This is a genomic window from Flavobacterium calami, assembly GCF_038290035.1.
Taxonomy (GTDB): Bacteria; Bacteroidota; Bacteroidia; order Flavobacteriales; family Flavobacteriaceae; genus Flavobacterium; species Flavobacterium calami.
The window spans coordinates 190,987-205,083 of record NZ_JBBYHS010000003.1 but is presented as its reverse complement, the minus strand read 5'-3'; the positions used below and the strand labels follow the sequence as shown (position 1 = coordinate 205,083).

16 protein-coding genes and 1 tRNA gene are annotated in these 14,097 nt (G+C 36.1%); 9 read left to right on the top strand and 8 right to left on the bottom strand.

Translation table 11 applies throughout. From position 1 onward, the window contains the following. Positions 1–51 precede the first annotated feature (51 nt). From AAEO57_RS03865 to AAEO57_RS03825, 9 genes are all read left to right on the top strand, one after another. Positions 52–138 (top strand) — tRNA-Ser (locus AAEO57_RS03865). 308 nt (positions 139–446) lie between these two features. Next, entirely contained in the window at positions 447–809 is a 363-nt protein-coding gene (locus AAEO57_RS03860; protein WP_341689667.1) for an S-adenosylmethionine decarboxylase family protein, read from the top strand. Positions 810–812: 3 nt separating this feature from the next. Further along, on the top strand, positions 813–2,042 hold the full coding sequence (locus tag AAEO57_RS03855) for a DUF4178 domain-containing protein (RefSeq protein WP_341689665.1): 1,230 nt from the start codon (positions 813–815) through the stop codon (positions 2,040–2,042). 6 nt (positions 2,043–2,048) lie between these two features. Then, positions 2,049–2,228: a hypothetical protein gene (locus tag AAEO57_RS03850; protein WP_341689663.1), complete on the top strand. Its 180-nt coding sequence runs from the start codon at positions 2,049–2,051 to the stop codon at positions 2,226–2,228. Between the two features lie 11 nt (positions 2,229–2,239). Next, a complete protein-coding gene (locus AAEO57_RS03845) occupies positions 2,240–2,455 on the top strand; it encodes a DUF350 domain-containing protein (RefSeq protein WP_341689661.1) in 216 nt (71 codons plus the stop codon). Continuing rightward, positions 2,448–3,968: a polyamine aminopropyltransferase gene (locus AAEO57_RS03840; RefSeq protein ID WP_341689659.1), complete on the top strand. Its 1,521-nt coding sequence runs from the start codon at positions 2,448–2,450 to the stop codon at positions 3,966–3,968. The genes AAEO57_RS03845 and AAEO57_RS03840 overlap by 8 nt, the downstream gene beginning before the upstream one ends. After that, a complete protein-coding gene (locus tag AAEO57_RS03835) occupies positions 3,943–5,571 on the top strand; it encodes an NAD(P)/FAD-dependent oxidoreductase (protein WP_341689658.1) in 1,629 nt (542 codons plus the stop codon). Before AAEO57_RS03840 ends, AAEO57_RS03835 begins: the two co-directional genes overlap by 26 nt. Continuing rightward, a complete protein-coding gene (locus AAEO57_RS03830) occupies positions 5,549–6,574 on the top strand; it encodes a hypothetical protein (protein WP_341689656.1) in 1,026 nt (341 codons plus the stop codon). Before AAEO57_RS03835 ends, AAEO57_RS03830 begins: the two co-directional genes overlap by 23 nt. 210 nt (positions 6,575–6,784) lie before the next feature. After that, positions 6,785–7,351: a hypothetical protein gene (locus tag AAEO57_RS03825; protein WP_341689654.1), complete on the top strand. Its 567-nt coding sequence runs from the start codon at positions 6,785–6,787 to the stop codon at positions 7,349–7,351. 141 nt (positions 7,352–7,492) lie between these two features. Here AAEO57_RS03825 and AAEO57_RS03820 read toward each other — a convergent pair whose 3' ends face one another. The 8 genes from AAEO57_RS03820 to AAEO57_RS03785 form a co-directional block, all read right to left on the bottom strand. Beyond that, on the bottom strand, positions 7,493–8,275 hold the full coding sequence (locus AAEO57_RS03820; RefSeq protein WP_341689652.1) for a DUF3050 domain-containing protein: 783 nt from the start codon (positions 8,273–8,275) through the stop codon (positions 7,493–7,495). Positions 8,276–8,362: 87 nt separating this feature from the next. Continuing rightward, positions 8,363–9,544 carry an acyl-CoA dehydrogenase family protein gene (locus tag AAEO57_RS03815; RefSeq protein WP_341689650.1) on the bottom strand — a complete coding sequence of 394 codons (1,182 nt, stop codon included), beginning with the start codon at positions 9,542–9,544 and terminating at the stop codon, positions 8,363–8,365. Positions 9,545–9,621: 77 nt separating this feature from the next. Next, a complete protein-coding gene (locus AAEO57_RS03810; protein WP_341689648.1) occupies positions 9,622–11,028 on the bottom strand; it encodes a carbohydrate porin in 1,407 nt (468 codons plus the stop codon). A gap of 77 nt (positions 11,029–11,105) precedes the next feature. Next, positions 11,106–11,294 carry a hypothetical protein gene (locus tag AAEO57_RS03805; protein WP_341689645.1) on the bottom strand — a complete coding sequence of 63 codons (189 nt, stop codon included), beginning with the start codon at positions 11,292–11,294 and terminating at the stop codon, positions 11,106–11,108. A 193-nt stretch (positions 11,295–11,487) separates the two neighbouring features. Beyond that, a complete protein-coding gene (locus AAEO57_RS03800; protein WP_341689643.1) occupies positions 11,488–12,222 on the bottom strand; it encodes a tRNA1(Val) (adenine(37)-N6)-methyltransferase in 735 nt (244 codons plus the stop codon). Positions 12,223–12,364: 142 nt separating this feature from the next. Continuing rightward, complete coding sequence (locus AAEO57_RS03795; protein WP_341689641.1) at positions 12,365–12,715, bottom strand: four helix bundle protein; 351 nt, start codon at positions 12,713–12,715, stop codon at positions 12,365–12,367. A gap of 169 nt (positions 12,716–12,884) precedes the next feature. After that, entirely contained in the window at positions 12,885–13,409 is a 525-nt protein-coding gene (rimM, locus tag AAEO57_RS03790; RefSeq protein WP_341689640.1) for a ribosome maturation factor RimM, read from the bottom strand. 16 nt (positions 13,410–13,425) lie between these two features. Then, positions 13,426–13,983 (bottom strand): 30S ribosomal protein S16, encoded by a 558-nt coding sequence (locus AAEO57_RS03785; protein ID WP_341689638.1) that lies wholly within the window; start codon positions 13,981–13,983, stop codon positions 13,426–13,428. Between the last annotated feature and the right edge of the window lie 114 nt (positions 13,984–14,097).

The following is a 14,097-nucleotide window of genomic DNA, read 5'->3' as shown; positions in this document are numbered from 1 at the left end:
ATAAATTGTTTTTCTAACTCGTTTTTTTTCATGTTATTTGCAAACCAAAATAGAAAGGTGTCCGAGTGGTTGAAGGAGCTAGCCTGGAAAGCTAGTATATGGGTAACTGTATCGAGGGTTCGAATCCCTTCCTTTCTGCGAAATAAAACTCCGTAATTTCAATATTAGAGATTACGGAGTTTTTTAGTTCTTGAAGAAACTAAAACCTCTAATTCAGCCCCGATAGAAATGATATCCTTTTGTGGCGGGGTTCGCCACAAAAGATAAAATGGATAGCGGGACCAAGGGTGTTTTGAAAACCAAATTTCTGCTGCCTGAAAATTCAAAAAACTCAATTACATAGCCGTGGTTCGTGAATCGATAAATGATTTCCAGAAATATATTTTTACATTATTTTATTAGAAAAAATAGTATATATTTGGCGCCTGAGTTATATAAATAATTGAATGGATTTACCTCCTTATTCGCCGGGACTGCATAAACTGGTTACTTTACATGTCGATAAAACAGAGAGACTTACAGCCAGTAATGATTTTGTTATGGTAACAAATTCTATTTTAGAGAAGTACGGTTTAGAGAAGGTTGGAGTAGTGGTGCATGATTTTGAAAACAGCAGTTTTACGATTTCGTTCTGCCTCAAGGAATCGCATATTTGTATACACACCTGGCCAGAATACAATCAGCTTACTTTGGATGTTTATTTGTGTAATTATCTTCAGGATAACTCGCATAAGGTGCGCAGTGTAGTGGCAGATTATATCTCCTATTTTGAAGCGAAAATTATTAAGGATTTTGAAATTAACCGATAGATCATGAAAATTCCTTGTTACGATTGTAATACAGAAACCGAATTAGAGGTTGGTTTTGAAGTACTCAATTTTGTCTGTCCAAATTGCCGAAGCTTATATGTAGCTGACGATGAAGGTAAATTTCGCAGAAAGTCACAATATAAAGCGGAATCAGAGGTTATTCCGCTGGCTATTGGCGATACTGGTTTTTTAAAAGGAAGCCAATATAAAGTGACTGGTATTTTGAGAAAAAAAGTGCATCCTGATTATAGATGGACAGAGTTTATTCTGCAAAATGAAGCCAAAGAGTTTCTTTATTTGTCGCTTTCAAACGGGCATTGGATGATGCTTACCGAAATGGAAAAGATTGATGATTTAAAAAAACGCACCAAAGTTCTGAATTATGATGGTAAGGATTATGATTTATTTGAACACTCAGATGCAGAAATAGTGAATGCACAGGGATTTTTTGATTTTGAGATTCCGGTTAACAGATTGACACATCTTGCTGAATTTATAAATCCGCCATACATCGTTTCGGTAGAAAAAATGAACAATGTGCAAACGGCTTTTCATGGAGAATATATCAGAAAAAGCGAAATAAAGAAAGCTTTTCCGGGAATCACACTGCCGTATCAGTCAGGAGTCAGTATGATTCAGCCCTACCGTTTTGACCTTAGAAATACGGCTGTTATTTTCTGCCTTTTTGCTTTGCTGATCATAACTTCAAACTGGTATATTTACAAAGATCAGGTAGAGCAGAATGTTTTTAATAGTACGATTAAATTCAGCGAATTTGATAATAAAGAAGTTACGAGTCCTTCATTTGTACTTAATGGTGCTTCAGCTCCGTTGACTATTAAGGTTTCAACAGGGGTCAATAATTCATGGGCAAATTTAAATGTTGCATTAGTGAATGAAGATACCAATGACGAAATTTACGCCAACAAAGACATCGAATATTATTATGGTTATTCGGATGGAGAATCCTGGACAGAAGGGAGCCAGTCTGAAAAGTTTAATATTTGTGGTGTAAAAGGAGGGAAATATCACCTTTTGATTACACCAATGAAAGCGCCGGAAGATCTTTCTAACAGCGAAATGCAGGTAAATGTAGTCTGGAACGAACCTTCAAACCGAAATGCCTGGATAGTGATTATCGGTATGGTTGTAATTTTCTTCATCATACGTTTTTTTAAAAATCAATTTGAAAAAGAGAGATGGGCAGACAGCTCGTACTCTACATACGAATAAGTTAATATGAAAAGAATTTCGGATTTTATATACAATAATATTGCTGCAGTAGCAATCGGACTCTTTTGTTTTGGAGTTTACGTGTATTTTGCAATGGCAGGAAACCGAATTTGCGACTGCGAATCTACTGAAACTTACAAGTCTGCGGGAAGCCGTACATCCTATAACCGTTTTTATCACAAATAAAATTTAACAATATGGAACTTATACACGCACAGCCAATAGTGAACTCAATAATTTATTCTTTTTTAGGAATAGTTATTTTATTAATCGGATACTTTATCATCGAAAAACTGACTCCGGAAAGCACATGGAAAGAAGTTGTAGAAAAAAATAATGTTGCTGTAGCAATTGTTCTGGCAGCTTTTATCATTGGAATCTCCATGATTATTAGTGCCGCAATTCATGGGTAAAAAGTTTCTCAGGTTTGAATTTCTTTTACTGTTTGCCGTATTTATAATCGCCACCTGCGGACTAATTTACGAATTGGTTGCAGGAACGCTGGCAAGTTATTTATTGGGCGATTCGGTAAAACAATTTTCGTTTATTATTGGAGTTTACCTGTTTTCGATGGGTATCGGCTCCTTTTTTTCAAAGTTTTTCCATAAAAATCTGCTCAACACTTTTGTTGAAATCGAGATATTGGTGGGACTGATCGGCGGATTGAGTTCGGTAGTTTTATTTTTACTGTTCGAAAGCGTCACATCTTTTCAGTTTATACTGTATTTATTTGTTTTTGTAACCGGATTTCTGGTCGGATTGGAGATTCCGCTTTTAATGAATATTTTAAAAGACAGAGTCGAATTCAAAGATCTGGTTTCAAATGTTTTTACGTTTGATTATATCGGAGCCTTACTGGCATCGATATTGTTTCCGTTGGTTTTGGTGCCGAAATTAGGCATCATGGGAACATCGCTTTTCTTCGGAATGATCAATGTGAGCATTGCCATTGTTTTATGTTTTCTTTTGAAGCAAGAATTAAAAAAGCCTTATTTTTTAAGAGTAAAAGCCATCTTTTCATTTCTGCTTTTGCTGAGCGTTTTTGTTTTTTCAGATTCTATTCTGGCTTATTCTGAAGGCAAATTGTATGGAGAAAATATTATTTATACGAATACAACTCCATATCAGCGAATTGTTTTAACGCATAACAAAAGTGACTATCGACTGTATTTAAACAACAATCTGCAGTTTAGTTCTGCCGATGAATACCGATATCACGAAGCTTTGGTGCATCCCGCAATGTCAATCGCCAAAAATGTAAAAAACGTTTTGGTTTTGGGCGGTGGAGATGGTTTGGCAGTTCGTGAAATATTAAAATACAAAGACGTTCAAAAAGTGACTCTGGTCGATTTGGATGAAGGAATGACAAAGCTTTTCAAAACGAATAAGGTATTGAGTAATTTCAATCAGAATTCGTTAAATAACTCAAAAGTTACAGTTATAAATACCGACGCTTACATTTGGGCAAAAAGCTGTAAGGAGAAGTTTGATGTTGTCATTATCGATTTTCCGGATCCTTCCAATTACAGTTTAGGAAAGTTGTATTCTTTGAACTTTTATCAAACTATAAAAACCATTTTACAGCCTGATGCTGCAGTCGTAATTCAGACTACTTCGCCTTATTTTGCACCAAAATCGTTTTGGTGTATCAATAAAACAGTCATGCAGGTTTTTCCTCAGGTTGATGCGTATCATGCCTATGTGCCATCGTTTGGAGAATGGGGGTATACGATTGCTATAAACGGTTTCGGAACCACTTTTAACGATGTAAAAAGACAAGTTTCGGATTTGAAATTCTACAATTATCAGTTCGATAGATTCAATTATTTTACCAACGATATGATTTCTAACCAAATAGAAATCAATCGTTTGGATAACCAGATTTTAGTGCGCTATTTTGATGAAGAGTGGGGAAAATTGCAATAAGGGAAGACGAAATTTCGTAAAAGGAATTGGAGCTTCATTGCTTTTAATTCCGTTTTTACAGTTTTGTTCCGATAAAATAGCTATTCTGATGATTCGGTTATCAGGGACCAACCATCTTTTGGGGCATCGGCTATGGATTAAAGATTTCCCGAAGGCGACAGCGCAAATTCAGATTCCGTATTTAATAATCGGAGGCGGTATTTCGGGTTTGAGTGCAGCCCGCCAGTTTCATAAAAAAGGGATTTCAGATTTTTTGCTCCTTGAAATGGCAGATCATCTGGGCGGAAACTCTTCAAACGGTCAAAATAAGTATTCAAAATATCCATTAGGAGCACATTATTTGCCTCTTCCCAATTTCGAGGATAAAGAACTGCTGCATTTCCTGGAAGAAGAAAAAATAATCCTTGGTTATAGCGAAAAAGGTCTTCCGGTTTTCGATGAACTGCAATTGACTTTTGCGCCTGACGAAAGATTGTTTTACAAAAATAACTGGCAGGAAGGCGTGGTTCCAAAAGAAGGAAATTCGGTTGAAGATGATAAGGATTTTATACGATTCTTTAAAGAAATGGATGCATTCCGAATTGCGAAAGGAGCAGATCAAAAGTACTTATTCGATATTCCGATGTACCTTTCTTCGGAAGATGAAAATGCCCGAAATCTGGATAAAATAACGATGCAAAAATGGTTCGAAAACAATAATTTCAAATCGAAACCTTTATTCAATTATATCGATTATTGTTGTAAAGATGATTTTGGATTAGGAATTGAATTCGTTTCTGCCTGGGCCGGAATTCATTATTTTGCCGGAAGAAAACAGGATTCGGTTGCTGATAAAAACGACAGCGTTTTAACATGGCCGGAAGGAAATGCCAGATTAGCCGGTCATCTTAAAAAATATACTGAAAAGAAAACCCTGAAAAACCATTTGGTTTATGAGGTAAAAGTGGAAAATAATAAAGTGGTTGCCAAAGCATTTGATGATGTTAAAAAAGTTTCAGTAGAAATCATTGCAGACAAAGTTATTATGGCAACACCGCAGTTTGTCAATCAGTATTTAATAAAAAACCGTAAAGAGTTTACAAAGGCATTTCATTACACGCCCTGGCTTCTGGCTACTTTAACGGTAAATGATTTGTCGGACAATTTCAGTTTTCCGCTTTCGTGGGATAATGTGATTTATGACGCGAAAGGTTTGGGTTATGTGTATGCACAGCATCAGACATTAAATCAGGTTCAGGAGAAAAAGGTAATTACCTATTATTATAGTTTTTCATCAGGGGATTTGAAGAAAACCCGAAAAGAAATCTATAAAAAAGACAAAGAATACTGGAAACAGGTCGTTTTTGACGATCTGAAAATTGCGCATCCGGATATTGAAGAATATACTGAGGAAATGGAAGTTTTTATTTTAGGGCACGGAATGATTTCGCCAGTACCGGATTTTATTTTTGGTCAGGCCAAAGAGAATGCGGCAAAAAACATCGAAAACCGAATCTATTTTGCGCACACCGACCTGTCCGGAATCTCCATTTTTGAAGAAGCTTTTCATCAGGGAATTAATGCTGTAAACCAAATTTTAAATGATGCAACCCTGGATTCATAGAGCCAAAACAGATTTACTGTTTATCATTGGACCGTCATTTTTTGTGCTGACAATCATTTTTATGTTTCAGGATTACATAACTGAAATCGAAAATGATTATTCTTTTTATACCTGGCTTTTTTTAATTGTTTTTATAGACGTAGCCCACGTTTATGCGACTTTGTTTAAAACCTATTTTGTTGCAGATGAATTTCAGAAAAAGAAGAAATTACTAATTCTCCTGCCAATTGTTTGTTTTGTGATAAGCATGATTTTGTTTTCTTTTGGGAGCTTGGTTTTTTGGTCTTTTCTGGCTTATGTAGCGGTCTTTCATTTCATCAGACAGCAATATGGTTTTATGCGTTTGTATGCCCGTAATGAAGAAAAAAAGAAGACTTCAGTCATAATTGATAATCTGGCGATTTATGCGGCAACCGTTTACCCGATGCTGTTCTGGTTTTTATCTCCTAACAGAAAATTTAACTGGTTTGTTGAAGATGAATTTTTTCATTTTGAGAACCAAAACTTACTGAATATTTTGTTTTGGATTTACATCGGAATTTTAATATTGTATGCAGCTCGTACCGCCTTTATTTCGATTAAAAACCGCTTTTTTAACATACCCAAAAACAGCATTATCTTAGGAACAGCTTTGTCCTGGTATTTCGGAATTGTCTATTTTAATGATGATCTTGTTTTTACTTTGCTTAACGTAGTCTCACACGGAATTCCGTACATGGCATTGGTTTATTTTAGAGAAGTAGAAAGCAAAGTTGATAACGGATCAGGCATTTTTAGCTTTTTGAAAAGTTACAATGCCGTATTTATTTATGGACTGATTTTATTGATAATTGCTTTTTCAGAAGAATTTCTTTGGGAGTTTTTTGTGTGGAATGAAAATATCTCCGTCAGTAATTTTGATTTCTCGGGCTGGCAGTTTGTGTTGGTTCCTCTGTTGAGTGTGCCACAGTTTACGCATTATTTGCTTGATGGTTTTATTTGGAAATCTAAGAAAGCTGCATGATCGATACGAATTATTTTATATTTTAATATTATGAAAAACCCGTTGGGTGAAATTGATTTAAAATGAATTAAAAATATAAAATAGCAAGTAAAACATTATTTATAACGTAAAGAATTGATGTCATCCTGAGCGGAGTCGAAGGCTTAAAAAACTCAAAAGGGCTTCGACTCCGCTCTGCCTGACACTTATTTTAATTTCACCCAACGGGTTATGAAAAAACAAATTATACTTTTAAACTTTCTATTCATAGTAATTTCCTGCTCTAAAAAACAAGAAGTCAGATCATTACCTTTGGAAGATCAGGAAGTTAAGTCATTGTCTTCTGATAATCAGGAAGCCAGGCCATTTCCTTTTGATAATTTTGTTTTTACTTTAGCAGATTCACTTCAGATCAATTCAATAAAATTTGCAAAAAGCGATACGATTTATGCTCATAAAAGTGATCCATATCCAATAGAAAACGCTTATGCAATCCTAAAATCAGAAGAAAGAGAAGAACTTATTAAATTATTTAACGGAATAGATTTTACAAAGTTTGATAGTATTTACACAGAAGAGCATTTGTATGATCGTCAGGCTTATGTTTTGGGGATTTCTATGGGAGATAAGCGAAAAAAGATTTCTTTATATGGAAATAAATTTCCAAAAGAGCTTAAAATATTCATAGGTTCATTAAAACAAATAAATGCCAAATTAAAATTTCTCCCAACAAAAAAAGTTTTAGACTTTGGTGATTTAGGGCATCTTTCGGCTCCACCTCCACCTCCGTCAATGTAAATAAAATACGTTCTTTAATTGAAAAACCTCTAATCTAGCCCCGATAGAAATGATATCCTTTTGTGGCGGGGTTCGCCACAAAAGATAAAATGGATAGCGGGACTAAGGGTGTTTTGAAAACTAAATTTCTGCTGCCTAAATTTAAACCATTTCTGTTTTTAACAGAATTTCTTCTTCGATGGCGTTCCAAAGACCGATACGTTTTTCAAGGGCAAGGATTGATATTTCTTCAACTTCTTTCCATTTTTGCGCATCCTCTCCACATAAATCGGTAATCATTTTCATGGCCATTGGTCCGTGTTCGTCGGCGTCCAACTCGATATGTCTTTCGAAATAATAAAGCAGTTTCGTTAGATCTACTTCAGGAAGGTTTTTTTGAAAGTTCGTTAAGATTTCGGTAAACATGGCCGGAATCAAATCTTCTCTTCCAAAAGTAAATGCAGCGGCAATTTCGTGCGGTTTTCCCTGTTCAATAACCCTGAAAGTAAAGTCTAAGAAAGATTTTACATCCGGATGCAACGAACTTTGTTTGATGGCCACAAAAATATTATGTAGCGAATTTACTTCTGATAAAAATTTGTTGATTGCTGTAGTATCAGCGCCACAATCTTCCATCGCTTCGAAATACATTTCGTAGTGGCTTTGTCTTCTTCCGTCAATAGTCAGGTCGGTTTCTTCGGCAAGAACAATTTCATTGATTAAATATCGGGTTTCGGGATTTTTTGTTGGAAACCACGGAGTAGTTGTGCAGGTAAGTTTAGCCTGTAAAGCCTTCAATAATGACATAAAGTCCCAGACAGCAAAAACATGACTTTCTAAAAAACGGTGTAAGTCATCAATGCTTTGAATTTTATTGTACAAAGAATGCTGCAAAAGCACATCCTTTTGAGGCTGAATGCGATTGTTGATGGTTTCAATATTCATAAAAGGTGGTATTTTTGGTAAATATAAAAAAGCTTCCCGATTAGAAGAAGCTTTTTGTATTGATTTTCAATATATTTTAATAGAAGTTTATGATTTAAATGCTGGAATCCCAGTGACATCCATTCCGGTAATCAATAAATGAATGTCATGAGTGCCTTCGTAGGTAATAACACTTTCGAGATTCATCATGTGTCGCATGATCGAATATTCGCCTGTAATTCCCATTCCGCCAAGCATTTGTCTGGCTTCTCTGGCAATATGAATTGCCATGTCTACGTTATTTCGTTTTGCCATTGAGATTTGTGCGGTAGTTGCTTTCCCTTCGTTTCGCAAAACACCCAGACGCCAGGTTAATAATTGAGCTTTTGTGATTTCTGTAATCATTTCGGCTAATTTTTTCTGTTGCAATTGTGTTCCTCCAATAGGTTTTCCAAACTGAATTCTTTCTTTGGCATAACGCAAGGCTGTGTCGTAACAGTCCATTGCTGCTCCGATTGCTCCCCAGGCAATTCCGTAACGTGCAGAATCTAAACAGCCAAGCGGAGCGCCTAATCCGGATTTGTTGGGTAATAAGTTTTCTTTGGGAACTTTTACGTTGTCAAAAATCAATTCGCCTGTAGATGATGCACGAAGGGACCATTTATTATGTGTTTCAGGTGTTGTAAAGCCTTCCATACCGCGTTCTACAATTAATCCGTGAATACGACCTTCTTCATTTTTTGCCCAAACCACTGCAATATCGGCGAACGGCGCATTTGAGATCCACATTTTGGCACCATTTAAAAGATAATGATCGCCCATGTCTTTAAAATTGGTAATCATACTTCCCGGGTCAGAACCGTGGTCAGGTTCTGTTAAACCAAAACAACCCATGAATTCTCCTGTCGCCAGTTTTGGTAAATATTTCAGACGTTGTTCTTCGTTACCGTATTTCCAGATTGGGTACATCACCAAAGAAGACTGCACAGATGAGGTAGATCGTACGCCTGAATCCCCGCGTTCAATTTCCTGCATTATCAATCCGTATGAAATCTGGTCTAAGCCGGCTCCTCCATATTCTGCCGGAATATATGGACCAAATCCGCCTATTTCTCCGAGTCCTTTTATAATTTGCTTAGGAAATTCGGCTCTTTGGGCATATTCTTCTATGATAGGAGAAACTTCGCGCTTTACCCATGCACGTGCAGACTCGCGAACCAGTTTGTGTTCGTCTGTTAATAAATCATCAAGGTTATAATAATCAGGTGCCTGAAATAAGTCGGGTTTCATGGTGTGATAGTTTTGTTTATTGCAAATCTACATAAAGAAATGTAACAAAACTAACACTCAGTGTTGTAAAAATGTTTTTACCAGATCCACCATTCTACTTTTGCACCAATATATTGTCCCCACTCTTTGCGTCCACTTTGAGCGAGGTAGGGCGAGTAGAGGTTTTGTGAGGCAAATTTGTTATAGCGCGCCACACTGTATACAAATCTAAAATGCGGTCTTGCCCAGACACTTCGTTCAGAGGTTGGGACAAGAGTGGGAGCAAAGGTAAATTTTGTCATTTGTGCATAATCCTGAGTGCCATCCTTTCGCCAGGCCAAATCAAATTCATGCAATAAATGCAGCCAGTTTTTGATATACCAGGTACCTCTTGCGCCAAGGGCAATATCCTGTTTCCTGTTAAACAGCATTCGCTTACCCAAATAATCTGAGGTGGTGTTCAGGCTGTCGCTTGCTCCTCTGCTTTTCGTGTAAACTGCATATCCGTTTAGGGAATAATTTGGGCTGAGGTTCAGTAAAAAAGTTTCGGTAAAGGCTATCGAAAAAGCGTTTTTAAAGCTGTTGGTTTCTAAATTCGGTCCTCCATAAGTGACATAAGTCCTGCTGCTTCCTCCATCGCCACCATTGGCAATTCCGCCACCGTAGCGGGCACTTATGGCGTTAAATGAACCAGGGATTTTGGTCAAAATGTTTCTGTAGTATTTTGCACCTGCCACATAACCGTAATCAGCAGGATAATTGTATTTGGTGTCTGCATCTTCGCTGGTGCCTGAAGGAAGACGATGAAATTCTCCGAGGAGTTTTACATAGCCTTCTTTAATTTTTAGAGTATGCTCCAATATGGTAATGTATCGGTTTCGTAAGCCTAGGGTAGGGGTTCCGTTTACAATATTGAGGTAGAAGTTCGGAGGTAAAGTTGACGTGGTGTCTATAGAGCCTGCAAAAATAAGAGATAGCTGAGTGTTTTTGTACTTTATACCGGCTCCCTGTCCGGAATGATCGTCAAAATAAAAATGGTCAATGATGTGAATGTCTTCTCCACGGAATAATCTTGCTCCAATCCAGGCGCTCCATTCGCTGCCCATGATATTATTGGCTTCTGCGTATAATTCGGGTAAAGCAGTTGTTATTCCTCCGATTGATTTGTCTGATACATTGCCAATTAATTGGCCTTTGGTGGTGTAAAATGCAAATCGGGCCTGAACATTGATATTGGTTTTTTCTTTGCCTGCGATAGCGGGATCAAAGTGCATGGCAGCTGCGAGCTCAAAGTAATCGTTTTCTTCAAATCTTCCACCAATAGAACCCATTCCGTTCAGGTTGAGAGATTGTGGGTATTCTGAATTGGGATCTCCAAGGCTATAAGCTATCCCCGCCCGGCCGTAGCTTCCCATAGAAAATTTTTTGTTTGAGACAGCTGGCATCTGGGCGATGAGCTTCATCGATAATAAAAAAACAGGCAGTAGAAGTAGAAGCTTTTTCATAATGATAACGTCTTAGAACTATTTTTATAATATTGCAACTGTTATTTCTCAACCATCATGGTTTTTTTGGAATGGTTTTATCCTGAATTGTAATGTGGTTCGTGGGAGTTAGAGAAATAAGGCATGTCGATCCTGTTCCTTGTCGGCATGATTTTAATTATTGATGAAAAGAAATCGGTATTATTAGCTGAAATCACAATGGTATATGACCAGTTGATTTGTAAAGTTGTTTCAGAATTGTATGGAAAAAAAGATAATGTCTGCATACAATTAATTTTAAATCTCTTTATATAGTGTTAATTTAAAACAGTATGTTAAATATAAGATAATTATTGATAATTTCTTTTAAAATTTTGATTTGTAATGATTTATAGGTTTTAATTTTTTGTACAGGGAATTGAATCACTAATGTAAATGAAGTTATTAGCAATGGTGAAAAAAGTAAAAAAAGAAAACAGATTACATTTTTAGATAAAAATCTTTTGTCAGCTGAGTGTATTCTGGTGTATAATTGTGACGTGAAGTTTCGATGATTAATTCATCTATTTCGGGTGCCAGATTTTCATTTCGGCTGAAAGCCAATAAACTGCGTTTAATTTCTGAGGTTGGAGTTCCCTTTACACGCGTAATTTTGGTTGGATATAATTCAGCTTCTTTGGCCAGAGTTATAAAGTTTTCTTCTTCTTTAAAAGGGAGAATTACACTAAAGATTCCGTTTTCTGAAAGTAGCAAAGCGGCAGCTTCAATCAATTCTTCAAAAGGCATAGCATCCTGAAAACGGGCTAAATCACGCTGGGGGCTTTCGGTTTTATAATCTTCGGAGTAGAAAGGCGGATTAGAAACAATAAGGTCGTATTGCTGCGCCAGTTCGCTATCGCTCGGGTCATCTTCCGGCTCTTCAATGAACTCATCTAGACCGGCATGAAAACAAAATAAGCGGTCTCCCCAAGGCGAGTTTTCAAAATTTTCAACAGCTTGTTCGTAGGCATCTTCATCAATTTCAAGAGCATCTATCTGTTCTGCCGGAGTTCGCTGTGCCAGCATCAAAGCAATAATTCCGGTTCCTGCGCCAATATCCAAAACGCTAAACGGATTATGATTTATTGGAGTCCAGGCGCCTAATAAAACACCATCTGTTCCTATTTTCATAGCGGTTTTGTCTTGCTGAACAGAAAATTGTTTGAATGAAAACATAAGATTAAATTCCAATTTTTTAAATTCCAAATTCCAATCCTGAAAATGAAAATTCTAAAAATGAAATTCCAAATTCTAATTGTAAAAAGGATTAAAATTATATAGTTTTGAGTTACAAAAGTATGATTAAAATATCAATTAACTACTTAGTTGTTTTTGTAATTATGGCTGATAGAATTTTTCTTAATTCTTCTACTTCGAATAGTAAGGAATCTGATAGTATTCTTTGATCGGAATTTAATTCATGTAATAGTCGTAACCACAATTTAGATTCTTTAGCTTCTTTTCGGGCGATTTTCAATCTGAAAATTAAATCTTTATCTCCTAATTTTTCATTTGCCTCAATGTAATTTGCTCCAATAGAACCAGAAGATCTCACTAATTGTTTTCCATCTTCAATATTTGATATAGTTTTAGATAAAGTTCTAACATATATTCGACATTCTTTTGCAAACAAGAAAGTCCTTTCTTCTAAATCATAAGGTTTGTTCATTATCAAAATTGCAACTATTTAATTTCTATAGAAAGTAAATATATGATAAAATGCAAAAAAATAAGTTTTTTCTTTCGTGTTTTAAGTCGCAAATATTTTTATAATTTAAAACATTAGAATTTCTGTCCTAAGATTGGAATTTGGAATTTAAAAAATTCGGAATTTAATTTTAAAGATACATCTCCACCAATCCTTCAGGAAGATTCATAATCACTTTTTTGTTTTCCCTGTCAATTTTAACAAGGAAATGATCAATCATTGGAACTAAAATTTCTACTTCACCATTTAAAACTTCAAAAAGGGGCTGTGCAGAAGAGTCGTTAATAGAAATAATTTTTCCAAATACGCCTAAACGCTGGTCTTCAATTTCAAAACCGATAACTTCGTGAAAATAGAATTTGTTACCTGTAAGTTTTGGTAACATGGTCAAAGGAAGATAAATAGCACTGCCAACTAAGGCATCTGCGTCTTGTTCTGTATTTACATCTTCAAAACGAACTCTTAAGAAATCGCCTTTGTGTATAGAACTTGTTTCAATAAAAAAAGGAACCAGATGCTTGTTTTGTTCAACAAACACTGATTCCAGATTTTCGTATAACTCAGGTTCGTCTGTATCTAAATAGATTAGGACTTCACCTTTGAAACTAAATTTTTTAGCGATCTTACCTAAATAAAAACAATCTTCTTTACGCATTACCGCTAAGTAAAAATTATGCTTCAGTTGTTTCGTTATTCTCTTCAGCAGCAGGAGCTTCTTCAGTAGCTTCAACTTCAGCCACTTCTTCAGTAGCTTCAGCAGCAGCACTAGCTTCAGCTTGCGCAGCAGCAGCATCAGCAACACGTTTAGCGTTAACTTCTTGCTCAGCTTTTAAAGCTTTCGCTTTCGCATCAGCTTTTGCTTTAGATAAACCGTCTTTTTTAGCATCAACTTTTCCAGTTTTTGCTTCTAACCAGGCGTTCAATTTAGCGTCTGCCTGCTCTTGAGTTAAAGCACCTTTACGAACTCCTCCATCAAGGTGGTGTTTCAATAAAGCACCTTTGTAAGAAAGGATAGCTCTTGCAGTATCAGTTGGCTGTGCACCATTGTGTAACCATTTAACTGCGCTGTCAAGATTTAGCTCAACAGTTGCCGGGTTAGTGTTTGGATTGTAAGTACCGATTTTCTCTAAGTATTTACCATCTCTTTTTGAGCGTGCATCTGCAGCTACTACCCAGTAAAAAGGTTTTCCTTTTTTACCGTGTCTTTGTAATCTAATTTTTACTGACATAATCTAATGATTAAATTTTGAGGTACTCGACCTCTGTTAATTAAGGGCGCAAAGATATAATTTTTTTATCAATTATACGTTCAGATTAAAATAATTATGCTTAGTTAGTTTTTC